This is a genomic window from Mycobacterium sp. IDUB_28, from assembly GCF_055419285.1.
Genome location: NZ_JBVAXK010000024.1, coordinates 1 through 23,877, shown reverse-complemented (window position 1 = coordinate 23,877; position 23,877 = coordinate 1). Strand labels below are relative to the sequence as shown.

Here is a 23,877-nt window from a genome sequence, read left to right as displayed (position 1 = left end):
GGTGGGGATGCGGATCCGGATGTGGTGGCGCGCTGGTTGGACAGTGGCGTAGCACCTAACGGGGAGTGCGGCCGGGCGCACGGCACGGGTGGTGTGCACGGGTTCGATCTGACGTTTTGTGCCCCGAAGTCGGTGTCGTTGGTGCGGGTTTTCGGCAACGATGTGGCCGACAAAGCGGTCAACGCGGCGCACCAAACAGCCATCGCGGAAGCCCTGGAGTACCTGAGCGCGCATGCCGGCTACACCCGGGTGCACAACCCGGTCACGGGAGAAAAAGACCTCCAGAAGTTGCCGGGTTTGGTGGCCGCGGCCTATCAGCATGAGACGTCGCGGGCGGGCGATCCGCACCTGCACACCCACGTGCTGGTTCCCAATCGGCAGGCCCGCGCTGATGGCCGGTTGGTGTCCATTGACGGCACGTCGTTGTTTCACGAAGCGCGCGCGGCGGGGATCATTTATCAGGCCACATTGCGCCACGAACTGCACCGCTTGATCGGGGTGGAGTGGGGGCGGGTGGACGCCCGCACTGGGATGGCCGAGATCGCCGGCATCGACCCGAAAACCATCACCGCCTGGTCGACGCGCAGCACCGCGTTGAGGGAGTGGGCGGCATCCAATCTGACCGTTGTCGAGGGTGGGAAGAGTCTGTCGCAAGCGCAGTTGGCGGCCGCGCAAAAAGCCACCCGACCGCGTAAACCGGAGTCGCTGTCGTGGGCGGAGCTGCGCGAGCAGTGGCGCGCCGAGCGCCGGGGTTTCCGGATCGAGCGCGACGGCCAACTCGAGGCGCGTACCGCCCGTGAACGCGCCGCACAGACGGCCACCGCGCGCGTCACGCGCAGCGGGATCGTGGTGGATCGCCGCGCGGTCGCGGCGATGGCCTCTCGCGCCGACAAAGCCGCGCTCACCCGCGCGGATCTGGTCGAGATCATCGGCGCGCAGTTACCTCTAATTGTCGACAGCGGGGCCGGTGAGGACGTGGCGGCGCCGCTGCCCCGTCAGGTCATCGAAGCGTGCGTGGACACCGTCGGGATGCGGTTGACTGCGCCGCGGCGCGCCCATCAACGCGAGGGCTCGGAACGGTTCACTGTCGACCAAATCCTGGCCGAGGAATCTCAGCTGTTCCAACTGGTCGACACCGCCAATGTTCGGTCCTCAGCGTGGGTCCGCCCGGAGCACACCGCCGCGGCGTTGAAACTCTCAGAACAACAGCACCAGGTGGTCACCACGATCGCATCCACACCGCAGTTAGTGGTGCCGCTGTCGGCGCCGGCGGGCGCAGGAAAAACCACCTCGATGCGGGCGTTGCGCACCATCGTCGAGAAACGCCACAAGGCGAAAATGATCGTCATCGCCCCCACCGGGAAAGCCGTCGACGTCGCCCTCGCCGAGGGCGCCGCATCGGTGGGCTACACCATGCACGCCGCCCTCAAACGACTCGCCGAAGGCCAGCTGACCTTGGGCCCGTTCGATGTCGTCGTGGTCGATGAAGCCGGCATGGTCGGCACCCATCAATGGCGCCAACTGCTGTCCGCGACGACGACGGCCGGAACGAAAACCGTCATGGTCGGCGACGCCCACCAACTCGCCCCGGTCAAAGCGCGCGGCGGCATGTTCGCCCAACTATGTGACGAGCTGCCCTGGACCCAACGCCTGAGCGAGGTGTGGCGCCAACACGACCCCGCCGAGCGGGCGGCGTCCCTGGCGCTGCGGGATGGTGGGCCCGCCCCGGTGCGCCGCGCGATCGACTGGTACCGCAACCACCACCGCCTGGCGTGTGGGGATCAGGTCACCATGGCTGCCGACGCCCTAGCCGCCCACCAGGCTGACCTCGCCGCCGGGAAAGACAGCCTGCTGCTGGCCGACACCGTCGAGATGACCGACGCGCTGAACCGCCGAGTCCACGACCACACTGTCGCCGACCGCGCCCGCCAGGGCCTCGAGGTGGCCACGGTGACCGGGGCGCGCAACCACCACATCGGCACCGGCGACGTCATCGTCACCCGCAGCAACGACCCCACCATCACCGTCACCGCCGCCAACAAAACCCGCACCCCGATCCAGGACGAGGCCCCGGTGCGGAACGGGCAGCGCTGGCACGTCGTCGCCGTCGACACCACCCCCGACCGCCCACGGATCGCCGCACGCCGACACGGCGACCACGCACTGGCCGTCTTCGCCGACGACTACCTGCGCGAGCATGTACAGCTCGGGCACGCGGTCACCGTGCACACCGCCCAAGGTGTCACCGCCGAGCGCACCCACGCCGTGCTCGCCGACACCGCCACCCGCAACCTGGCCTACGTCGCCCTCACCCGCGGCCGCGCCTCCAATCACGCCTACCTTTACCAACGCTCGGTTGGGGAAGGCGATCACCAACACCGCGACCTGTCCGACGGGGTTCACCTCGCGCACCGCGGCACCCCCACCCACGCCGGCCGGACACTGCGCCACATCATCGGCAACGACACCCCCGCCCAAACGGCCCACCACACCGCCGCCCAGACACCGGCCCACGAGCTGCCCGAGCGGGTCGCCGCACTGGTCGCCGGCCACCAGCGAGCCGTCACCGCCAGACTGGCTACTCATCGGAGATCGCAACGTAGACAACAGGATCGAGCCCTCGACCGCGCTCTGGGGCTCGACCGCAGTCAAACCCGAAGCCAGGAAAGGGACCAAGGCTATGACCTCAGCCTCTAACCCGCCGGCCGTGCTCGACACTGACCGTATCGACGCGACCGCTGAACGTATCGCCATCGACTGGGCACACCGCGGCCACAGCGTCCTCACCGCAATGATCGCCGAGCTCGACGGCATGCCACCGCGCGCCGGATAGGAGACCGGAACCCATGCCACAGCCAACGGGCCCAGACCGCCTGCTGTTCGACCAGGTAACCGCCGCCCTGCGAGAGGCCGATCATTTCGAGCAGATCTTTGAACCAGACGACCTCAGCGGGGTCGACAAGCTGCGCTCCATCGGCCGGCGCGTGGGACGTGAACTCGGCTGGAAAATCCGTACGTTCGCCACAACCCTCGACAGCGGCCGGGTGCGCGTACTCATCGTGGTCGAGCGCTCCACACCGCTGCGGGATCAGCTCATGGACACCCGACGCCGCAAGTTAATGAGGGATGCGATTGCTGAGGTCTGGTCTGACATTAATCCGCGACCTGCGGATTAAAAGTCCGCAGCTCCATACCTCCGGGCACGAAATGTCTGAGCATGCCCTGGTTAGGGGCGCAGCATGCGACCTGCGGGCATTTCACCTGAACCCGGCCCCGATATATAGGAGTCTCTCGGGGGATCTCCCGATGTCCCAGATCTGATCCATCGCATGCGTGATGACGCGATCAGCAATACCGACCGTTATGAGACACTCCGCGAGCTTGCGGCGGCGGCGCGGGAAGTGTTCAGCGAAGAACGTTGAGTGGTTCCACGAAGATGACGAAGGGGAGCATCCGGACACCTAACAGAAGATTCGTATTCTATTGTGCTGGAGGCAATTTCATGTAATGCGCGATTGGCTGGCGGATGGATGCGTCACAGAGGCGACATCTAGCCGCCGGTGCACTAGCGACAGCGTCGTCGCCAGTTCAAGCAGCTGGGTGTCGGTTACCGCGCGTAGCGCACGCGGATCGTGAGCCACCGGGTTCCGGAACATGCCGAAAAGCCCTCTGATGAGATTGGCAAAGCCCGTTTGTTCATCGCGATCGGTCTGGGAGGCCAGGGCGTTGATCGCAATGACCGGAACTCCTGATTTTCCGAGGGACAGGGCCGCATTGATCAGTGCGGCACCGTCGCCGCTGAGACCCGACATCTGCCGAATCCGTTCGAACACACTTTTCGTCGCCTCCAGTGAGGCGTGGAAGTTGTTCTTCTTGAGCAGCTCCACGGTGCAGTAGCGCAGCACCTCGCCGTGGGTGTCTCGCCGTCGTATCTCTGCCCGCAGTGAGGTGGCGTTGCGGGATGCCTCGTCAAGAGTGGAGGACCTGGGGCCACGGTGCACCTTGCCGGTGTCTCCGACACGGAGGCCGACGAAGGTCAGGACCTCATCGAGCTGATCTTGGCGTAGCGTGAACAGTTCGGGTCTGCCGACGTAGTTGGTGGGGTCCATGACGTGCTGGATGAACGTGATGATCCGCTGCGGATGACCGTCGGTGTTCTGTCGGCGGACGAACGCCTCCTCCAGCCGCTTCCACTTCGTCAGACCGGTGCCGGGATCTTCCATGTTCAGACGGCCTAGCAGCTGGCCAATCTGGTATCCGTTGAGGCCTTCTTGGGTGTCGCCAAGCACTTGCGCCACCGCAGTCAAGGTGGCGAGCTGCCATGCTGGTTCAGGCATTAAGTTGTTGCCTTGCTTGATTATTGGCGAGGTACCGGTAGGCAGTGGCCCGACCGATCCCAAACGCGGCAGCGAGCTCCGTAACGGGTTCTCCGGTAGCTGCTAGGCGCCGCAGCTGCTCCTGCCGATCGGGGCTGAGCTTTGTCGGCTTAGTCGCCGGTAGCTGCCGGGAACGGCGTGAATGGCGGGACGCGGCTCGGCGCTCCCGGCCCAGTTCGAGTTCGAGTTCGGCGAGGGTCGCCATGATGGCTGCTACGGCGCGGCCAGCTGGAGTAGCGGTATCGACGCCTTCCCTCAGCGTGCGCAACATGATCTGGCGTTCACCGAGGTCGGCGATGGTGCGAGTGACTTCGGCAACGGAACGGCCAAGCCGATCAACGGCCGCCACGACGACCGTGTCCCCGGCTCGCGCGTAGTCGAGCATCGCAGCGAGTCCAGGGCGCTCTGTTGTGGCTGACCCTGAGAGCTTGTCGGTGAAAATTCGGCCTGCGGCGACGCCCGCGGCCGCGAGTACGGCCAGTTGCGCATCGAGGTCTTGGCCGGTGGTGCTAACTCGGGCGTAGCCGAGGATCGCCGTCATGCGATGACTGTCTCATTTGCCACCGACAGCCCAGATCTGAGACACGCCGGAATGAGACAAGAAATGAGACACCTCCACCTCGGGCTATGGGGCGGACGGGGGATGCGCTCAGGCCCGTCTCGGTTCTCTAGAAACGAGACAGGGCTGTCGCTTCCGTCCGTATCTGTGAGCTGCGGCACGATATTCCTACTCTCATCTAAGGTGAGAGTAGGGTCATACGCGGCATGAGTCAGCGCGACTCGCACTGTATCGGTTGCAGAGTGCGCGGCGCTCGCATCGACGCGACAGCCTCCCTATTGATCGATGGCACTGAGGTGCCTGCACTTGGAATGGAAACCTGTGGTCTCTCAACCGATTTCGTCGTCACCGTCAGTGCGGGAGGCGGGTGACCCCAGCACGTCAGTGCTGGCGGCGCTGCGGTCGCCCAAACGCCTCAAGACCGAAGTTCTGGCCGGCTTGGTGGTGGCGTTGGCGTTGATCCCGGAAGCCATTTCGTTCTCCATCATCGCCGGGGTCGATCCCCGAGTGGGGTTGTTCGCCTCCTTCACGATGGCGGTGACCATCGCGATCGTCGGCGGTCGTCCGGCGATGATTTCCGCGGCGACCGGTGCCATCGCCCTGGTCATCGCACCGCTGGCCCGCCAGTACGGGCTCGACTACTTCGTGGCGGCGGTCCTGTTGGCCGGTGTCTTGCAGATCCTGCTCAGCGTGCTCGGTGTCGCCCGCCTCATGCGGTTCATCCCGCGCAGCGTCATGGTCGGCTTCGTCAACGCCTTGGCGATCCTGATCTTCACCTCGCAGCTGCCGCACTTGCTCGGGGTGCCGGCCCTGGTCTACCCGTTTGTGGCCGTCGGCCTGATCATCATGGTGTTTCTGCCGAAGGTGACGACGATCGTTCCCGCGCCGCTGGTGGCCATCGTGGTCCTCACCGCAGCGGCGATCGTGTTCTCCGTGCAGATTCCCAACGTCGGCGACGAGGGGGAGCTTCCCTCGAGTCTGCCGTCCCTGTTCTTCCCGCACGTGCCGTTGACCTGGGAAACGTTGACGATCATCGGGCCCTACGCGTTGGCGATGGCGCTGGTCGGCCTGCTCGAATCGTTGATGACGGCCAAGCTGGTCGACGACATCACCGACACGCACAGCAACAAGACCCGCGAAGGCTGGGGTCAAGGCGTGGCCAACGTGGTCACCGGTTTCTTCGGCGGTATGGGTGGCTGCGCGATGATCGGCCAGACCATGATCAACGTCAAGGTTTCTGGTGCCCGGACCCGGATCTCGACGTTCCTGGCGGGAGTGTTCCTGCTGGGCTTGGTGGTCGGGTTGGGTGACATCGTGGCCCTGATTCCGATGGCCGCACTGGTGGCGGTGATGATCATGGTGTCGGTCGGCACCATGGACTGGCACAGCATCACCCCAAAAACTCTGCGCCGCATGCCCCGCAGCGAAACACTGGTCATGCTGGCCACCGTCGTGGTGACCGTGGCCACCCACAACCTCGCCTACGGCGTCATCGTCGGAGCCCTGACCGCCATGGTGCTCTTCGCTCGTCGCGTGGCACACCTGGTCACCGTCGAAAAGGTCAGCGAATCCGACGGCAACCACGACGGCACCCCCGAGACCGTCGTTTACCGTGTGACCGGTGAACTGTTCTTCGCCTCCAGCAACGACCTGGTGTACCAGTTCAACTACACCGACGACCCCACCAACATCGTGATCGACATGTCCGCCTCCCACATCTGGGATGCCTCCACCGTCGCCGCGCTCGACGCCGTGACCACGAAATACCGCGCCAAAGGCAAACACGTCGACATCATCGGTCTCAACACCGATTCCGCCGACCGCCACGACCGGCTCTCCGGAACCCTGGGAGCAGGGCATTGACCGAGACGCATATGCAGATCGGGCAGGTGGCTGCCCGCACCGAGTTGTCCGTCGCCACCGTGCGCCACTACGACGAGGTGGGTCTGGTCACCCCGTCCGCGCGCTCGGCCGGCGGTTTCCGTCTCTACACCGAATCCGACGTCGACCGACTGTTGGTGATCCGGCGGATGAAGCCCCTGGGCTTCACTCTCACCGAGATGAAAGGCCTACTCGACTCACTCGCCCTCCTCGACAGCGATAACGCATCCCACGATCAGCGCACCACCGCAACAAGCTACCTGCAGGAATGCCGTTCGAAGGCTCAAGAAAGCGCCGGCAAGCTCCGCACGCATCTCGCCTACGCAGAGGAACTGACCGGGCTACTCACCACCCGAGCACTGGCACACGACTCGTCGGCAGATCGTGGTGGCCGCCCGTCTGAGACGACAACTGACTGATCTCGAATCTCGATACAGGCGGCCATCGTGATTGGTTGATTCGGCAGATGTGCGCGTGTGTCGGAGATGTGGTGGTCAACCGGTGGCGGTTGAGTGGTCAAGGCGGGGTGGGGCGCACTCGGTGATGAGGGTGTCGAGGTTTTCCTGTAGTCGTGCTGGGTCGACGCCGATTGAGGGGGGGTAGAGCATGATGTGGTCGAGGACGCCGTGGTAGCGGCGTAGTCCTTCGCGGACTTGGGTGGCGGTGCCGGCGACGCCCATGGTGTCGATCATGTCGTCGGTGACGGCGTTGTACATTGCGCCGAAGTCGCGGCGGGCGAAGGCTTCTCGGATCGTGCGGCCTTCGGCGGCGAAGCCGTTGACGTCGAGTACGGATTCGTAGGATTTGACCGAGCTGTAGAAGGCGATCTGTTGTGCGAGTTCTTGTCTGGCGATGTCGGGGTTGTCGTGGATGGAGCACATCACCATGGAGATGATTTCGACGTCGCGAGGGTCGCGGCCGGTGTGTGCGGCGCCTTTGGCGATAGCGGGGCGGACGATTTCTTCGATGTAGGTGGTGGTGAACAGGGGGTGTCCGGCGAGGCCGTCGGCGACGCGCCCGGCGACTTCACACATGCGGGGCCGCACGCCGGCGGTGATGATGGGGATGGTTCGCTGGGGTGGCTCGATGTCCCCGGTGGGTGTCAGGTCGAGCGTGTAGAACCGTCCGGCGTGGTGGATCGGTCCTTCGTGGAGGTTCCAGATGCGTCGCAGCAGGCCGACGAGTTCTTCCATTCGCAGCGCAGGGGCTGAGGTGTCGGTGACACCGTGCCAGCCACTCATCATCCGTTTGGTGCCGTTTCCGAGGCCCAGGATGACGCGCCCGCCGCAGAGTTCGTCGAGGTCGCGGGCTTCGGTGGCCAGGACCAGGGGGCTGCGTCCGACGCCGTAGAGGATCGAGGATCCGATTCGGCAGGTGGTTGTGGTGGCGGCTATCGCTGCCATCGAGATGGAGCCAGATCTGGTGTAGAACTCTGATGCCCACACGGCGTCGAACCCGGCTCGGTCCGCGGCTGCGGCGGTCCTGGACAGGGATTTGAGGTCGGCGCCTTGTACAGATAGGCCGTAGGTGGTCACGAGCGGTCCTGGTGGCGTGGTCGCAGTCCGTCGATGACGAGGCGGTTGAGTGTGTCACCGACGGTCGTCTCATCGAGGTCGACGCCGGCGACCAAATACATCAAGGCGCTGACGGTGACCGCGCCGAACAACGCGATCGAGGTGGCCTGCACGTCGGGCTGGGGTTGCAGGGAGCCGTCGTGTTCGCCGGCCACGAGGAGGTCTTCGACGGGCTTCTGGTAGGCGGTGTTGATCATCTCGGCGATCGCGGGCATTCGGCCGGCGCGGCCGAGTTCTCCGATCAGCGCGCGGCAGACCGCGGGGCGTTGGCCCATCACGCGCAGTTGCGCGCCGATGACGCCGACGAGCCGCTCGGCGGCGGTGCCGTCACCGGCCACGACTGTTTTCACCGCGGCGGAGATGTCGCGCAGCAGCTCTTGGAGCAGGAACGCCAGGATGTCTTCTTTGCCCGGAAAGTAGTAGTACAGCGTTGCTTTCGGCACGCCGGTCACCGCGGCGACGTCTTCGATCTTGCTGTCGTTGAGCCCGTTCTCGGCGAAGAGGTCCGCGGCGGCTGGCAGCTTGTCGGTGATGTGGTGAGGGACTTTGCGCATGACCTCTTCCGTTTCCGGGTTTGGACTCCTAGTCTAAACCCGGAAACTGGCCTTGGTGGGAGGTTGTCGTGGTCGCTGTGCAGGCTGGGTATGACCCGGTGCGGTATGACCCGTTTGACCCCGCCGTGCTTGATGACCCCTATCCGACGTATCGGTGGCTGCGGGACTCGGCGCCGGTGTATCGCGCTGAGGAGTCGCACACGTGGGTGTTGAGTCGGCATGCCGATGTGCAGGCCGCAGCGCTGGATTACGGCACGTATTCCTCGGTGGACGGGATTTTTCCCACGCCGCCAGGGTCGGACTTCGTGCAGTCGTTCCTTCCGATGATGATCGTGATGGACCCGCCGCGCCATGATCAGCTGCGTGCGTTGGTCAGCCGCGCCTTCACTCCTCGCCGGATCAATGGGTTGCAGCCGGCGATCACGCGGTTGGCCGGTGACCTGTTGGCCGCGGCGGCTGGTGGGTCGGGGTCGGCGGATTTCGTCACTGATTTCGCCGCTGTGCTGCCCGCGGCGGTCATTGCCGATCTGCTGGGTGTTCCGGCTGAGGATCGAGATCAGTTCCGTCGGTGGTCGGCTCAGGTGGTCCAGGTGGACGTGACGCACGGCCAGACCGCGGACGCTTTGAACGCTGCCGCGGCGATCTACGCTTATTTCGCCGACTTTCTGGCCGATCGCCGCGAGCGCCCGCGCGAGGATCTGATGTCTGCGTTGGTGTCCGCGACGGTCGACGGGGTGGGCCTGACCGATGAGGAAGTGCTCGGCTTCTGCGCTTTGCTGCTGATCGCCGGCTATGAGACCACGACCAATCTGTTGGGCAATGCTGCGGTGGTGCTCGCCCAGCACCCGAAGATACGGCGGCGGCTGGCCGACGATCGCGGCCTGCTGGGGCCCGCGGTGGAGGAGCTACTGCGGTATGACTCACCGGCACAGGGACTTTCGCGGACTCTGACCCGAGACGTGGAACTGCACGGCACCCGGATGCAGGCCGGTGATCGGGTGCTGTTGCTGTTCGGCTCGGCCAACCGTGACGAACGTGTGTTCGCCGATCCGGACGTGTTCGACATCGATCGCCCATGCGCGCATCAGGTGGCGTTCGGCCGCGGGGTTCACTTCTGCCTGGGGGCGGCGCTGGCGCGGATGGAAACGCGCATCGCCCTGGGCGCCCTACTCGACATCACCTCCAATTGGGACGTCGACCTCGACTCGGCACGCCGGCTGCGGTCCGGGCCCATCCGCGGATACACCTCGCTGCCGATCACGTGGGCTGCGGCCTAGGGCATGGCCGACCCCTCGACGAGTGGCCGCCGCGGTGCCGCGCTGGTTGGCGCGTCGTCGGAGAAGTGGACGCTGGTGGTGTCGTGTCTGTCGGTGGCGCTGGTCATCGGGTCGATGGCCGCGCTGTACACCTCGCTACCGGACATCGCGGCCACGACCGGAGCGACGCAAAGCGAACTGACCTGGGTGGTCGACTGGTACACCCTGGCTCTGGCGTGTCTCGTGCTGCCTGCCGGCGCCCTCGGGGACCGTTACGGTCGTCGGGCCGCGCTGATCGTCGGGTTGATCGTGTTCTCGGCGGCGTCGCTAATTCCGCTGGCGGTGCAGGAGCCGATGTGGCTGATCGCGGCACGGGCGGTCGCCGGGGTGGGGGCGGCGTTCGTCATGCCTTCCACCCTGTCGCTGCTCACCGCGGGTGTTCCCAAGCATCACCGCGGCCGTGCGGTGGGGATCTGGGCGGGTGTGGCGGGATCGGGTGCGGTGCTGGGCATCCTGGCGTCGGGTCTGCTGCTCGAAGTGTGGTCGTGGCAATCGATTTTCATCGGACTCGCCGGCGCCGGGGTGGTGCTGCTGGTGGCGGCATCCACGTTATCGGAGTCGCGCGACGAGGCGCCGCCGCCGATGGACTACGTGGGTTCGGTGCTCGTCGCGGTCGCTATCGGGTTGGTCGTGGTTGCGGTCACCGAGGCGCGCCGGTCCGCGGCTGGACCGACCTGCTGGTGCTCGGATTGGCCGGCGGCGGGCTAGTGGCGCTGACCGGTTTTGTGGTCGTGGAACTGCGGCGGCGGAATCCGTTGCTGGATCTGCGGTTGTTCGCCCATCGCGGATTCGGCAGTGGCACCTTGTCGATCACGTTGCACTTCCTGGTCATGTTCGGCGTGTTCCTTCTGCTGGTGCAGTACCTGCAGTTGGTGATGGGGTATCGGCCGCTGCAGTCCGCTGTCGCGCTGGCGCCGATCGTGGTTCCGCTGGTGCTGATCTCGCTGTTCGCGACGCGGCTGTCTGACCGGTTTGGGTTGCGCTCGATCACGGTGACCGGGCTGGTCGTCATGGCCGCCGGCCTGTACCTGACCAGCCGACTGGGTGTGGACGCGGCGTATCTGGAGCTGTTCTGGCCGTTGACGGTCATGGGCACCGGTTTGGGACTGTGCACCGCACCGGCGACCGCCGCGATTGTCGGTGCTGTCCCCGACGAGAGCCAGGGGGTGGCCGCCGCGGTGAACGACGCGGCCCGCGAGCTCGGCGCCGCGGTAGGGATCGCCATCGCGGGTAGCGTGCTGGCCGCCCGCTACACCGACGGCATCGCATCCACGCTGCCCGCCGTTCCCGCAGCGGCCCGCGAACCGTTCACCGAGTCCCTCGCCGCTGCCTTGCAGGTCGTCGACCGCGGCGGGCCATCTGCGCAGCACCTCGCCGATGTAGCCAAAGCCGCCTTCGTGGACGGAATCGCCCAGGCCTCAACGGTGCTCGCCGTGATCAGTGCCGCCAGCGCGATGATCCTCGCAGCCTGGGCGCCGGGCCGCCAACGCCGGCAGCCGCTGCCGGCACCCGAGCAGGACGCCCCAGCAGGCCATGCTGCGCGCAGACCGCCCGAGTCGTCGAACGCCGCGGGCGCAGCCCACCAGCACCGCACTACGCTCGGTGCCGGCCACGTCGAGAAGGAAAGGGACCTTCGGTGACGACGCCGCACCCCGATGCAGTGCCTCTGCCGGCGCACAGTCCCACCTGCATGGGGTGCGGACCGGACAACCCGAACGGGCTGCGCATGACCGTTTTCCGGTCGGGGCAGCAGGTGTACACCGACGTCGTGTTCGACGAGCGGCACATCGGCGCACCGGGGTTGGCCCACGGCGGCGCGATCGCCGCGGCGTGCGATGACCTGTTGGGTTTCACCTTGTGGGTCGCCGGGGCGCCCGCGGTCACCGGCAACCTGGCGGTCGGCTACCGCGCACCAGTGCCGCTACATCAGCCCCACCGCATCGTCGCGCAGATCGACGCGCGTGACGGTCGCGCCCTGCACGTCAGCGCGACGGGAACCGGCCAGGGCGGTGTCGTGCGGTTCACCGCCACCGCAACATTCATCGTCGTGGGGGTCGAACACTTCGCCGCCTACGGTGACCTGGGCGACTTCGGGGAGATGCTCGAACGGTTCAGCGGCGATCACGGTCAGTGAGCAGCTCAGCCAGCCCACGCGGCCACAGCAAGGAGAGGCAATGCGAGGCAGTGACTTCACCCATTTCGATGCCGCTGTCGCTGATGAGCTGCTCGGTTCGGCCACTGCCGCCGGCGGGTTGTCGGGGTTCCTGGACTTCCGCCACACCGAGTGTGTCGCCGGTCGGCTCGTCGCGCAGATGCAGGTACGCCCGGATCTGCTGACACCGTTTGGCACCCTGCACGGCGGGTGTCTGTCAGCGATGGTCGATCACTGCCTGGGCGTGGTGTTCTACCCCGTCATCGCCCCCGGATCATGGGTCGCAACCACCGAATTCAAGCTCAATCTGCTGCGACCGGTATCCGATGGGGAGTGCATCGCGGTCACCGACATCGTGTCGCTGGCCAAGCGCAGCGGCGTGGCACGGATCGACATCACCAACGACGGCGCGTTGGTGTGCGCGGCCCAGGGCACCGTCACCGTCGTCGCACCAACGGCCCTGAAAGCCACCCGCCGCATCCCGCACGGCGACCTTTAGGTGCTGGCGGGGGCGGGCCGTGGGGTGGATGCGGCGTCCTGGGTGGTCGCGGCCGGTCGGCGGGTGGGGCCACGGTGAGGCCACCAGCTGGCCTCCCGCAGCAGTGTGGCGATGGCGGGCACGGTGAGGGTGCGGACAAGGAAGGTGTCCAGCAGCAGTCCGCACCCGATGATCAGACCGGTTTGGATCATGATGGCGACCGAGCCGACCATGAGGCCGAACATGCTGGCGGCGAAGATGAGTCCGGCGGAGGTGATGACCGAGCCGGTGTTGGCGACGGTGCGCAGAACCCCGACGCGGATGTTGTGGGTCGACTCTTCGCGCAGCCGCGATACCAGCAGCATGTTGTAGTCGGCGCCGACGGCGACCAGGATGATGAAGGCCAGCAGCGGTACCGGCCAGGCGATGTCGTGGCCGAGCCACCATTGGAACACCATCACACCGATCCCCATGGACGCCAGGTAGTTGAGGATGACGGTGCCCAGCAGGTAGAGCGGGGCGATGATGGCGCGTAGCAGCAGGACCAGGATCAGGCCCACGATGATCAGTGTGGCGATCGCCAGTTGAGTGAAATCGCTCCAGAGCAGTCGTTGAATGTCGGAGTTCACCGCCGGGAAACCCGCGACCGACACGGTGGCCTCTGCCAGTGAGGTGTTGGGGCGCGCAGTGTTGGCGGTGTCGACCATGTCGTGAGCGAGGTTCATCGCCTCCCCGCTGTAGGGGTCGACGGCCGACTTGATGACAAAGCGCGCGGTCTTGCCGTCGGGGGACAGGAATTGCGCCGCGACGTCGGCGAATTGACGGTTCTGGAAGGCACTGGCCGGAAGGTAGAAGCCACTGGAGGTGTCGGAGCCGGCGCTGGCTCGGGCGGAGTTCTGCAGTTGGGCGGCGATCTGACTCATCCCGGAGAGCATTTCGATGTTGCTGTCGGCGAGGGTGTGGACACCGGCGGCCAGCGCCTGCGCGCCGGAGGCGAGCTGGCTGATGCCGTCGCGAAGGCGGTTGACGTTGGCGGTGAAATCGCCCTGGCCGGCGATGCTGCCGAAGGCCTTGTCCAGGGAGGTGACCGCTGTCTGCACCTGGGCCAGGGTGCCAGTGACGGTGGCGTCGGTGTCGGGGTTGTAGCGGTCGCCGAGGCTGGCGATGTCGTCGAAGAACCCGGTGTCGCGCAGCGTGATCAGGACGCGGATCTGGTCACGGATCTGCGCGCACTGTGGGGTGGTGGTGCACCACGGCGAGGTGTCGAGGGTCCCCAGGAGGGGGTCGATGGCGGTGATCGCGGTGCGTGCTTGTTCGGCGAGGGGACGCAGACCGGGCCCGGACTGGATGGCTTGATCCACGCTGGGCGCGGTCGCCGACAGCTGGTGCAGCAGCGGGGTGAGCCGGTCGACGCGGGTTGCGGTGTCCTGGGCCTGGGTGAGCAGACCGGTCAGCGGCCCCAGCGCGGCTGCCACCGCACGATCCAGTTGTCCGAGACCGGCGGCGAGCTGGTCGGCGCCGCTGGTGAGTTTGGCCAAGTCGTCTTTCCGGGCGTTGCCCTGCGCGGCTGCGTCGGCCATCTTGTTGCCGATCTGACCGTTCTGCCACGACAGTTGCGCTTGTTCGAGACGTTGACCGGTCGGGCGGGTGACACCGGAGATCTGGGCGACCCCGGGGAGCTGGGAAACCCGGGAGGCCATCTCGTCGAGGTCGGCCAAACCTCTCCCCGTGCGCATATCGGTGGGATTCTCGACGACGAGGAACTGGGTGATCACGACGTCCTTGTCGAAATGCCGATCGAGTAACTGGTAGCCCTGGTTGCTCTGCGTGGACGTGGGCTGGCCTTTGCGGTCGTCGTAGCTGATGGTGATGGTGACCGCGGCCGCCGACAGCGCGAGCAAGATGACCAGGCTGACCGTGAGCAGCGGCAGCGGTCGCCGCACCACCGCCACGGCGATACTGTTCCAATACCTCTGCGTGCGATCGGGTTTCGGATCACCGATACCGCGGCGGGCGGCCACGGATAGAACCGGTGGCAGCAGGGTGACCGTGGCCAGGAATCCGACCATCACCGCGACCGCGCACGCTGGTCCCAGGGCGGCGAACACGCTGAGCTTGGCGAAGATCATCGCCAGAAACGCGAAGGCGACAGTGCCCGCCGACGCGAGGATGACCCGCCCGATGCTGGCGGTCGCGTCGATGGCCGCCTGGTCGGCCGGCACGGCGGCGCGGCGTTGTTCGTGGTAGCGGCTGATCAAGAACACGCTGTAATCGGTGCCCGCCCCCAGCAGGATCGCCGTCATGAACGCCACGGTGAATTGTGAGACGGGCATACCCATCTCCCCCAACACCGAGAGCACCCCGCGTCCGACCGCCAAACTCAACCCGATCACCAGCAGCGGCAGCAGCGCGGTGAACACCGACCGGTAGACGATGAGCAGGATCAGCGCGATCAGCGCGGCGGTCGCAAGGGAGATGAACAGCAGATCATGCTCAGCGCTGGCGATCTGGTCGCTGAACGTCGACGGCGGACCGGTCACGTGCACCGTGGTCGACGTGCCGGTAAAGACGTCGGCGGCGATCGCGCGGACCGCGGTCACCGATTCCGCGGCTGTCGGATCGCCCAAGGTGCCGGCGATCCCCACCGGGAGGAACCAGGCCTTGCGGTCCTGGCTGACAGCCTGCGCCTCGGTGAGGGGGTCAGCGATCAGATCCTGGACCCGCAAAACGTGCTCGGGGTCTGCGCGCAGGCGGTCGACGAGTTCGCCATAACGTTGCCGCGCCTGCGGTGTGAACCCTGCCTGGTCTTCCATCGCGACGAACAGCATCGTCTTGGAGCCCTGTTCACCGAAGGCTTCACTCATGCGGTCCACGGTCTGAAACGACGGCGCGTCACGGGGCACCAAATCCACCGACTGCTGCCGCACCACGGTCTCCAACTGCGGGAACAACACGGCCAGCACCACCGCCGTGCCGATCCACACACCGATCACCAACGCCTTGTGACGCAGCGTGAAGGCACCGACGGCGGCGAGCCGGCGACTGTACTCGGCGGAATGTGCCAACTCAGAAACTGTGCCCCGGCGGCGGCCGTCCTCGGCCACATCCGCTGCTGAACCGCTCTCGCCGTCGCTCATACCGACGGGGCGGACACATCGCCGGCCGCGGCGGGATCAGCGCCGTCGGGCAGATCGTGACGCACAACCCGCACGCGACCGCCCTGCAAGCAGGCCATGTAGCCGTGATGCTTTCCATAGAGTTCCCAGGCGGCGGCGTGCTCGTCGGAGTGCACATCGATACCGTGCCCGCGCGAGAACTGCAGGTGCAGAGCACCGTCGTCGCCGCACCACGCGCGGGTGCACGTCGAGCCGGCCAAATCCAGCAGCGCCCGCTGCTCGGGTGCGATGCAACAGGGGTCGATCATCACCACTTCGGCGGGGTACGCGCCGGCCGGCGGCAGCGTCAACCGAAACGGCCGCGCGATGACGACCTCGTTGTAGTCATCGAGGTTCAGTACCAGCCCGTCGCGCAGGCAGACACGCTGAACGACGCACTCTTCGATCCACTGCTTGAGCACGACCCTGCCTCCATCCCTGCACCGACCAGGCAAGTGGAACTGTCGGTATCGCTACGCTATCGTTGGTAGCGTTACTGTGCAAGGGGGCGGATGGTTGCACCGAGCAGCAGAGACGTGGCGCGGTCGATGTTGTGTTGTGCCGCAGGCGCTGAGACTCGCCCGCCGATGTAGGCGGTGAGATTGGCCAACCACACGTCCGTGATCAGACCGGCGATCTGTCGATCCCGAGTCGTCGCTCGCGCACCGCCCACCGCGCGTGCCATCAACCCCTCGATGACCTGCGCGGCCTCGTTGACCTCCGCGGCGGCCGACGCGTCAGCCGCGACAAACGCGCGCACCATGGCCTCGGTGAGGAGGGGTTCACGCTGCCATTCCGCATGCAGGCGGGCGGTCAAACCGGCCACAGGCCCCTCCGTGTCGGCATTGTCGGCCGACCAATCCCACCTCTGGTCGAGGCGTCGAAATTCCCGAGTCAACGCGTTGACCAGGAGGTGTGTCTTCGACGGGAAGTGCCGATACAGACTCCCGACCGCTACGCCGGCGTGTTCGGCCACCACCCGCATCCGCACAGCCTCGTAGCCCCCGGCGCGTGCGATCGCCAGCACCGCATCCAAGATGATCGCATTTCGGCGCAGCGGCGCGCCGGCGGTGGTCGCTAGAGCCGCCCCGGCGAGACCGGCGGTCACGGTCGCCGGAGTCGTCAACGCGCCACCTCCAATACCATCGGTGTCGGTGCGCTACCGGTAGTACCCTAACGGGGGTTGTCGGACCAGCGCTAGCCTCAACCGCCACCGGGGAAACGAGTCACCATGGTCGAAAACCGCGAATTCAACGCCAACGCCGCCGACGACGACGTCGACCCGCGCCGCACACGCTCACGCAACCGTCTTCTCGACGCTGCGGCAACGCTTCTCAGCACCGGTGGCGTCGAAGCAGTCACGATCGAGGCTGTCACCAAGGCGTCGAAAGTGGCCCGCACGACGCTCTACCGGCACTTCAGCAGTTCCTCGCAGCTGTTAGCGGCGACGTTCGAGCGTCTCTTGCCCCAGGTGAGCACTCCCGCGCCCACCGACGGTGACCTTCGAGAGCAACTCGTCGAACTCCTCACCCGGCAAGCCCGCCTCTTCAACGAAGCTCCCCTCCACGTCACCATGCTGGCATGGCTGGCCATGGGGCCGACCAACACTGAGGGCGACGACGACAATCACCACGCCACCGGCGCACTGCGTGCACGCCTCATCGACCACTACCGCCAACCCTTCGACACGCTCCTGCAAAGCCCCGCAGCGCAAAGCCAACTCCGCGAATTCGACCCCGACCTCGCACTCTGCCAACTCATCGGCCCGCTCGCTTTCGCGAAAATAACCGGACTCCGAGTCATCAACGCCGACGACTGCACGCACATCGCCGACGACTTCCTTGCCATTCACCACGCGAACACCACACCACCAGCCACGGCAGGCACCCCGCCGGGAAATGCCGAGCCGAGACGTCGAGCTCAGTGAAATGCGCTGCTGCTCGTGCAGATCCCCGAAGAATGAATGCCGACTAAAACGTCGAAGACCCCAGGCCGCTGGATGCCAAGTCCCACAACGACTTATCGGCCTACAACCCACACGGCGGCGCTCTCCGAGCCCCACTACCGCGGGCGAACTCGGACCTCGGACTGGTGATCCGCACCCGCTACGGCCTTCCCCGAAAATGAGGTCGAAGTGATTCCTACGGAAGCCGCGCCCGACCCGGATGACCTCAATGTCGGCTACGCCCAGCTGGCGTCGGAGTTCAACAGCGAGACCGCCAATGTTGAACGTCAGGCTGCGCGGGACCGCTATGCGGGCCGGACTGGAGAGCCGTAGGCGGGAATGCCCCCCGGCCGCCTGTTTCAGATCAGCCGAGGGTCGCCGTCTTCGTCGAGGATGATGTGCCGTTCGCCGTGCTGGAGTGCGTCGAGTGCGAGGTCGATCTCGTGGACGGCAAGATCGGTGATGCGGCTGGGGCCGAGGACGATGATCTGGTCAGCGTGTTCAGCGCCGCCGCCGGCCGCCAGACCGATGTATTCCGCGTTGGGGGCGACGACGAACTCCAGATCCCAGCCGATGACGCCTCCCATCTCGCGCGCGCGTCGGTCGAGCGCCTGCACGTCGTCATCGGTCAGCCCGTGATGCCCCTCCCCCGGCATTAGGCGTTCTAAGTGACGTAATGACGTATAGGTGCAAATACGCTATTACGTCTATGCGTCATTACGTCGTAGTTCCCGGCCTTTGAGCTAGCACCGTGCGGACCTGACTCCGACCATCCACCCAATCGTGTAGGTCGTAGCTGATCGAGTTCAGCAGCGGCAGCAGAACACGGTCGTGTAGGTGTTTCACGTCCACATAGAGCAGCGAGTCCATGTGTGAAACGCGGTTACGGAGCTTGCGGAGGTCGCGCACCTTGTTACCCGTGCCGTAACCCCGTGGGTCCTGTCTGACATTCGGGAATCCCCCGTGCAGGCAGTTGCGCCACAAGTCGCGTCGAGCTTGCAGGTTCACCTGGTTTTGAACCGGATTTCCGTTCGGGTCCACCCAGCTCGCGTCGAACTTCTCCGGTAGAAGGCTGGCCCAGGTTCCGAACATCACGTGAGCCACCAGGTCGTCATGGGTGATCGCGTCCCCGTGCCGGGGATGGCTCGCCGGTCTAGATCGGCGTGATTGGTCTGCTGCCTTATACAACTTGTGACGCGTCGTGGTGAACACCGCCGGCCCAGACAGGTACGGAATGTGGGCGATGTAGTTGATCCAGTCAGCGCCATGTCCATGTTGTTGCGACCAGTTGCTTAGCTGCGTGTCGATCGCGTGACGCACTGCGACTTCGGCAATACCCAGCGGATCTTGCAAGGCCGAGGCGAGCTCGATATTCCACTCGTACAACGCCAGAGCGTCGGCATCCTGACCGCCCGCAACCGCCCGATAGTGCGCCAATCGCGAAGCGTGTAGGCACTTGAAGACCTCAGCCGGGACTACGGGCATAACCGGTCACTGTGCCAGAAACAAGGAAGCCCCCCTCACAAGGAGGGAGGCTTCTTCACGAACAGCTCGGAGACCGGCTGCATCTGCAAATGAGCATACACCGGACCCGTCACAGCATCAACGACTTGTGAAGGAGCGGCCCACCTGCCTGCACCAAGCCCACGAGCTATGACGTAAGAACGTAATTACGTCTATACGTCATTGCGTCTTTACGTTCTGAGCCAGCCACTGTTCGGCCAGGTCGGTGAGAATTTTGCTCATGCTCGTGTCCTGATCCAGGGCGGCCTGCTTCAACCCACGCACCGTGGCACGAGGCAGATAGACGGTGGCACGCTGCATGTCGTCAGTGGGGGAGCGGAACGCTTCGGCCGCCCGTTTTGCCGGTTCCGTCTTCACCCGCGCGGCCATCTTTGAGGACAGATCAGACATGGACTAGCGCCTCCATTAATTCGTTCAACACGTCGTCATAGCCGTGCAGCTGGCTCGGAGCCGAACCGAACGCCCGCCGAATCCCCTCACGCCGCACGATCCGCGTCCCGATCACCGGCACCCCCTCGTTCTCAAGCAGGGTTTTCACCTCATCGGCTAAACGGGTGCGCAGGTCGACACCGGTCAAAAGGACAGCAGTCGGTCTGTGTGCGGTGATCTCCAGGGTTGGCCATACGCGGCGCACGTCCAGCGGTGAGGCCCCGGTGGGCACTACGACCAGATCGGCGAGTTCGATCGCTTCCTGAATCACCTGTGCCGTACCAGGAGGAGTGTCGACGATCGTCAGATCCTGACGGCCTTTGACGTCGAGTGGCCGCCGGGCCGGCACCACGGGAAAAGGAAACGGGTCGTCGGCCGCGGCCGACGCCCACTCCAGCGCTGACCCCTGAGGGTCGGCATCGATAAGCACGACATCAAGGCCACGGCGATGCGCGGCCACTGCGAGATACACCGCCGACGTTGTCTTCGCAACGCCGCCCTTGGTGTGCACCAAAGAGACTGTAGGCATGCCGCGAGTATACGTCATAACGCAATGACGTATACACGTCGTTACGTTATGACGTTATTACGTCTCAGCAGCTCAGAGCGCACTTTCCGCATTGTGATTTGACGTAACAACATGATGTTTCGGGATTCTGCCGGGCGAAGGGGCATTAGAAGCCGTGACACCACCACCCCTGACAACCCGCTTCTCTCGCGGTGCCGTGCATTCGGCGATCGGCCGCTGCACCCCGCAGGTCTATACCTGCTCAGGCGAGACTTGGAACTGCCGCCGCACCACGCGACGGAAACCAGGTCTAGGGCCGGTACTTCCCCCGTGTACCGGAACCACGACGAGAAAGGTGCGGCCAGTGCCCTGTCAAGCACGCTGTGCCAGCGCACAAGAAGAGAGCGGGACGACTGCCAGCTCCAGGAGCCATCTCCTGACCACCAAACAAGGAGACGCCCCATGAGCGAATCCGTCCTGATCGTCGTAGCCGTCATCGTGGTGGCGATCACGGTCCTGGGCCTGCCGATCTGCGTGCTCGCGGGCTACCTGGCCCGCATTCCCGACTGCAAGGTCACCATCGGCGAAGTCGGGCCGAGCGATCGGCGCCATCGTCGGAGTCGGCCTCGAAGCGGTGGTGGCGATCATCACGTCCGTGCGACGACCGTGAGCGCCCACCGCCGCATAGGGGAGGAGAGCGGACTTCCTCGGCCTCGATTGTGGCGAAACGGTGGGTGGTGGCCGTCAAGGCCTGTAACCGCCGCTGCGCGGTCGACCTACGGTCGAGCCTGGACAGCCGCCACCCACCACGCAAACGGGCCAGTACGAGGAAGCTGGGCGGGAAACGCTGGCCAGACTCCGGGGGCGAGCTACTCGGACGGGGGCACCCCCGGCATGGTCCAAGAACTCGTTGAGCGCCCTATCCACCGGCCACCACGTCGGGATCGGGAGCCGGGCCGCGTACACCGCCGCGATGGCCGCCTCCAGCTCGGCTGCATCGATCACAACCCGAACGGTAGCCGTGTGAAAGGAGAGACGGGATGTGCGCGTGTCGTTATCAGGTAACGCGCTGTTCCGCTGGCAGAGTCTCCACCATGGCCCAAAGGCGCAGCACACATAAGGGCGATCGCGCGCAGATCATGTCGCGGCCTGATCGCGTCGTCTACGACATCGTCAAACGCGAAGCCGCGCAACGCGGCATCCCAATGGGCCAGTACGTGGCCGACGTCCTCGCCGCCCACGTAGGCCACCCCGAGCTGGTTCGCGAACTCGACAAGGAGGTCCTGCCGCTGGCGATGTGATCACCTCGCCAGGCCTCAAGACGTTTGCTGGGCAGGGGGTCTTGGCATATGTGACATCTGAATAGCCGGTGTGCGGATTACCCGCTGACATGACGAAGGCCCCGCGTTAGCGAGGCCCTTGTCTGAGGTTTCGAACTGAGTTGGCGCTCGGTTCTGGGTCCGCACCCATTCCCCGAAGGGATCTGTCTTGGCCGACAGTTCTCACGGTAGCGCACGCTTCGAAGCTGCACCAGATTCGCCGCGCGATCGGTGCGCAAACCGTGACCTCATCAGTACCCGCGCATGTCGGGCGAGCAGTGCGCGGCCGACGCCGCTCGGCGCGGCTGTAGCTCCTGCTGCTCCCAGCCCACATGTGGTGCGTGCGCTGGCGCACGAGCGCCGCCGTGACTGGGTGACGCGCGCCGGCTCCTGCGCACCGTCTGCGCCGATGTGGACCAGTCGCTCCGGCTGGCTCGACGGGCTGTCGCGGTGGGTGCACTCCCCGGCGTTCGGACAGCTGTGCGCTGAGGCGCGGGTGTCGATCACCACGGCCACGCTGTTGTCGATCGCCGCGGTGATGGCCGAGCACGCCGATCACGGCACCGGCCGTCACGTCGCCGTCACCCGCGCGACAATCGCCGACAAGGTGGGCTGCGACGTGCGCACCGTGACCGCCGCCTGGCGCGTGCTGCGGGTCTCCAGATGGGCCGTGGAAGCGCAGCGGGGCCACGGTTCGACAAACACCCCCAGCGTCGGCCGCCGACCCTCGGTGTACCACTTGGTGCCGCGTCGCGAAGCCCGTCCCGCGACCCCACCACTCGTGCATGATTTCCACCTACCGCCGTCAGGCGGTGTTGGTTGTTCTTCTCCCGTAGGGAATTACTCACCAAGCGGGCGCGCGAGCGCGCCCGCCAACCGATGCTGCGACAAGACGCGACAAGCACGGCCGCGGCGCGCTACCGCGCGACCGCTGGCCACCCAGAAACTGGCCGCTGGACTAGTGGCGATCACTCACGGTCTCGATCGCGCCCATATCGGTGCCATCTGCGATGCACTCAGCGGCGCCGGTATCGACCCCGCGGTGTGGTCCGCGCGGGCGGTCAACGACGCCCTCAACGCTGACATGCGTGCCCGAGGAACGACCTGGCCCAACCAGATCGCCAACCCCGGTGCGTTCCTGGCCAGCCGGTTGCGACGGCTGTCCTGGACACCCCCCGAGACGACCCCGACAAAGGCCGGCGGCTGCGCCGCCGCCAGCATCGACCAGACGCCACGGCCCGTGGTGCTCACCGACGCGTCGCGGGCTCGGATCGCGGCCGCCCGAGAAGAGATCCGCCGAGTGCTCACCGAGCGCGCCCAACGCCCCCGTGAGGGCCACACCAGCAGCACGCCCATCGCGTCGTTGCGACGCGACATCGGGCTGTCGGTCCAGACACGGCACGGCGGCGCGATGAACCGACTCTCCGCAGACCACCGCGCGGTCCGCGGAGACGCGATGGAGCGCGCACCGTTGAACGTTCCGGTCGACGACGCACCTAGTGGTTGCGAACCGCCGCGCTGACGTTGCGGCCAGACGCGACTCTCAGCACCCCCTACCAGCGCCCTGTTCGTCGCTTCTCACTTACGTCTTCCGCACTGCCTCCCGCTTCTCTCCCCACCCTCTCGCTGTTCCATCTTCGCCCGCTCACCGTATCCCCGCTGCCCTCTCACAACCCACCCCTGACCCTCAGTACTGCTTTACCATCTAAGGGTATGGCACATTTGCACAATTTTGTGCGATGCTGGTGGTGCCGGTCCCGTTCGGGGTTTCCTCTTGTGATCCTGGGCGGGATCGGTCGGGGAGGAGGTGGGTCAGGGTGTTGACGGTGGCGAAGTTGTCGTTGTGGTCGGTGAACTATTACAACGACACTGCGCGGGCGGTCGGTGATGCTGTGGCGGATCGGCAGAAAGCCAACGGGGGATTGGCGGAGTACTACGCCGAACGCGACACCCGCACCCCGGTCTGGGTGTGCGCGGGGGACGTGAAGACGGTCGCTGAAGCGGTGGGGTTGGGGGCTTCTGAGCGGGTCGGTGGGGATGCGGATCCGGATGTGGTGGCGCGCTGGTTGGACAGTGGCGTAGCACCTAACGGGGAGTGCGGCCGGGC

The 23,877-nt window shown here is 65.7% G+C and carries 23 protein-coding genes and 2 pseudogenes; 14 read left to right on the top strand and 11 right to left on the bottom strand.

The genetic code is table 11. The features are described 5' to 3' along the window. From mobF to ACZYZ9_RS26065, 3 genes are all read left to right on the top strand, one after another. Positions 1-2,697 (top strand): MobF family relaxase (mobF, locus tag ACZYZ9_RS26075; protein ID WP_463829042.1); only part of this gene is annotated, 2,697 nt, incomplete at its 5' end. Beyond that, positions 2,681-2,833: a hypothetical protein gene (locus tag ACZYZ9_RS26070; RefSeq protein WP_463829041.1), complete on the top strand. Its 153-nt coding sequence runs from the start codon at positions 2,681-2,683 to the stop codon at positions 2,831-2,833. The genes mobF and ACZYZ9_RS26070, both read left to right, overlap by 17 nt. 13 nt (positions 2,834-2,846) lie before the next feature. After that, positions 2,847-3,176, top strand: a complete 330-nt coding sequence (locus tag ACZYZ9_RS26065; protein WP_463829040.1) for a hypothetical protein — start codon at positions 2,847-2,849, stop codon at positions 3,174-3,176. Positions 3,177-3,500: 324 nt separating this feature from the next. On the opposite strand, the gene ACZYZ9_RS26060 is transcribed toward ACZYZ9_RS26065, so the two are convergent. Beyond that, positions 3,501-4,337 carry a TIGR02391 family protein gene (locus ACZYZ9_RS26060; protein WP_463829039.1) on the bottom strand — a complete coding sequence of 279 codons (837 nt, stop codon included), beginning with the start codon at positions 4,335-4,337 and terminating at the stop codon, positions 3,501-3,503. Continuing rightward, complete coding sequence (locus ACZYZ9_RS26055; protein WP_463829038.1) at positions 4,330-4,917, bottom strand: recombinase family protein; 588 nt, start codon at positions 4,915-4,917, stop codon at positions 4,330-4,332. The genes ACZYZ9_RS26060 and ACZYZ9_RS26055 overlap by 8 nt, the downstream gene beginning before the upstream one ends. 339 nt (positions 4,918-5,256) lie before the next feature. Here ACZYZ9_RS26055 and ACZYZ9_RS26050 point away from each other — a divergent pair, with 339 nt between their 5' ends. Next, positions 5,257-6,798 (top strand): SulP family inorganic anion transporter, encoded by a 1,542-nt coding sequence (locus tag ACZYZ9_RS26050; protein ID WP_463829045.1) that lies wholly within the window; start codon positions 5,257-5,259, stop codon positions 6,796-6,798. 11 nt (positions 6,799-6,809) lie between these two features. Further along, positions 6,810-7,235: a MerR family transcriptional regulator gene (locus tag ACZYZ9_RS26045; RefSeq protein WP_463829044.1), complete on the top strand. Its 426-nt coding sequence runs from the start codon at positions 6,810-6,812 to the stop codon at positions 7,233-7,235. Positions 7,236-7,310: 75 nt separating this feature from the next. Here ACZYZ9_RS26045 and ACZYZ9_RS26040 read toward each other — a convergent pair whose 3' ends face one another. Next, on the bottom strand, positions 7,311-8,351 hold the full coding sequence (locus ACZYZ9_RS26040; RefSeq protein WP_463829037.1) for an LLM class flavin-dependent oxidoreductase: 1,041 nt from the start codon (positions 8,349-8,351) through the stop codon (positions 7,311-7,313). Then, positions 8,348-8,944: a TetR/AcrR family transcriptional regulator gene (locus ACZYZ9_RS26035; protein ID WP_463829036.1), complete on the bottom strand. Its 597-nt coding sequence runs from the start codon at positions 8,942-8,944 to the stop codon at positions 8,348-8,350. The genes ACZYZ9_RS26040 and ACZYZ9_RS26035 overlap by 4 nt, the downstream gene beginning before the upstream one ends. 68 nt (positions 8,945-9,012) lie before the next feature. Here ACZYZ9_RS26035 and ACZYZ9_RS26030 point away from each other — a divergent pair, with 68 nt between their 5' ends. The 4 genes and pseudogenes from ACZYZ9_RS26030 (at position 9,013) to ACZYZ9_RS26015 (ending at position 12,911) form a co-directional block, all read left to right on the top strand. Continuing rightward, complete coding sequence (locus tag ACZYZ9_RS26030) at positions 9,013-10,221, top strand: cytochrome P450 (RefSeq protein ID WP_463829035.1); 1,209 nt, start codon at positions 9,013-9,015, stop codon at positions 10,219-10,221. Between the two features lie 3 nt (positions 10,222-10,224). Continuing rightward, a pseudogene (locus tag ACZYZ9_RS26025) lies at positions 10,225-11,900 on the top strand (MFS transporter). 50 nt (positions 11,901-11,950) lie between these two features. Next, the gene (locus ACZYZ9_RS26020; protein ID WP_463829043.1) at positions 11,951-12,394 is read left to right on the top strand and encodes a PaaI family thioesterase; all 444 of its coding nucleotides are present in this window, start codon (positions 11,951-11,953) and stop codon (positions 12,392-12,394) included. Between the two features lie 40 nt (positions 12,395-12,434). Further along, positions 12,435-12,911, top strand: a complete 477-nt coding sequence (locus ACZYZ9_RS26015; protein WP_463829034.1) for a PaaI family thioesterase — start codon at positions 12,435-12,437, stop codon at positions 12,909-12,911. Here the strand turns inward: ACZYZ9_RS26015 and ACZYZ9_RS26010 are convergent. The 3 genes from ACZYZ9_RS26010 to ACZYZ9_RS26000 form a co-directional block, all read right to left on the bottom strand. Next, positions 12,908-16,027, bottom strand: a complete 3,120-nt coding sequence (locus ACZYZ9_RS26010) for an MMPL/RND family transporter (protein ID WP_463829033.1) — start codon at positions 16,025-16,027, stop codon at positions 12,908-12,910. The two genes, ACZYZ9_RS26015 and ACZYZ9_RS26010, sit on opposite strands and share 4 nt — an antisense overlap. After that, positions 16,024-16,467, bottom strand: coding sequence for a DUF6188 family protein (locus ACZYZ9_RS26005; protein WP_463829032.1), 444 nt, complete (start codon positions 16,465-16,467; stop codon positions 16,024-16,026). The genes ACZYZ9_RS26010 and ACZYZ9_RS26005 overlap by 4 nt, the downstream gene beginning before the upstream one ends. A gap of 71 nt (positions 16,468-16,538) precedes the next feature. Further along, positions 16,539-17,171, bottom strand: coding sequence for a TetR/AcrR family transcriptional regulator (locus tag ACZYZ9_RS26000; RefSeq protein WP_463829031.1), 633 nt, complete (start codon positions 17,169-17,171; stop codon positions 16,539-16,541). A gap of 105 nt (positions 17,172-17,276) precedes the next feature. Between ACZYZ9_RS26000 and ACZYZ9_RS25995 the strand changes: the two genes are divergently transcribed. Both ACZYZ9_RS25995 and ACZYZ9_RS25990 read left to right on the top strand, forming a co-directional pair. Continuing rightward, positions 17,277-17,972, top strand: a complete 696-nt coding sequence (locus tag ACZYZ9_RS25995; protein ID WP_463829030.1) for a TetR/AcrR family transcriptional regulator — start codon at positions 17,277-17,279, stop codon at positions 17,970-17,972. Positions 17,973-18,179: 207 nt separating this feature from the next. After that, positions 18,180-18,323, top strand: a complete 144-nt coding sequence (locus ACZYZ9_RS25990; protein ID WP_463829029.1) for a hypothetical protein — start codon at positions 18,180-18,182, stop codon at positions 18,321-18,323. 26 nt (positions 18,324-18,349) lie between these two features. On the opposite strand, the gene ACZYZ9_RS25985 is transcribed toward ACZYZ9_RS25990, so the two are convergent. The 4 genes from ACZYZ9_RS25985 to ACZYZ9_RS25970 all read right to left on the bottom strand — a co-directional run bounded on the left by ACZYZ9_RS25985 (position 18,350) and on the right by ACZYZ9_RS25970 (position 20,454). Next, positions 18,350-18,646 (bottom strand): hypothetical protein, encoded by a 297-nt coding sequence (locus ACZYZ9_RS25985; RefSeq protein WP_463829028.1) that lies wholly within the window; start codon positions 18,644-18,646, stop codon positions 18,350-18,352. A gap of 61 nt (positions 18,647-18,707) precedes the next feature. After that, on the bottom strand, positions 18,708-19,427 hold the full coding sequence (locus ACZYZ9_RS25980) for a hypothetical protein (protein WP_346408041.1): 720 nt from the start codon (positions 19,425-19,427) through the stop codon (positions 18,708-18,710). Positions 19,428-19,673: 246 nt separating this feature from the next. Further along, positions 19,674-19,904 carry a hypothetical protein gene (locus tag ACZYZ9_RS25975; protein ID WP_346408040.1) on the bottom strand — a complete coding sequence of 77 codons (231 nt, stop codon included), beginning with the start codon at positions 19,902-19,904 and terminating at the stop codon, positions 19,674-19,676. Next, a complete protein-coding gene (locus ACZYZ9_RS25970) occupies positions 19,897-20,454 on the bottom strand; it encodes a ParA family protein (RefSeq protein WP_346408039.1) in 558 nt (185 codons plus the stop codon). Before ACZYZ9_RS25970 ends, ACZYZ9_RS25975 begins: the two co-directional genes overlap by 8 nt. Positions 20,455-21,545: 1,091 nt before the next feature. On the opposite strand from ACZYZ9_RS25970, the gene ACZYZ9_RS25965 reads away from it, so the two are divergent. From ACZYZ9_RS25965 to ACZYZ9_RS25955, 3 genes and pseudogenes are all read left to right on the top strand, one after another. Then, positions 21,546-21,752 (top strand): hypothetical protein, encoded by a 207-nt coding sequence (locus ACZYZ9_RS25965; protein ID WP_043416525.1) that lies wholly within the window; start codon positions 21,546-21,548, stop codon positions 21,750-21,752. 427 nt (positions 21,753-22,179) lie between these two features. Further along, entirely contained in the window at positions 22,180-23,292 is a 1,113-nt protein-coding gene (locus ACZYZ9_RS25960; protein ID WP_463829027.1) for a rep protein, read from the top strand. Between the two features lie 304 nt (positions 23,293-23,596). Further along, positions 23,597-23,877 (top strand): annotated as a pseudogene (locus ACZYZ9_RS25955) (MobF family relaxase); the annotation flags it as partial.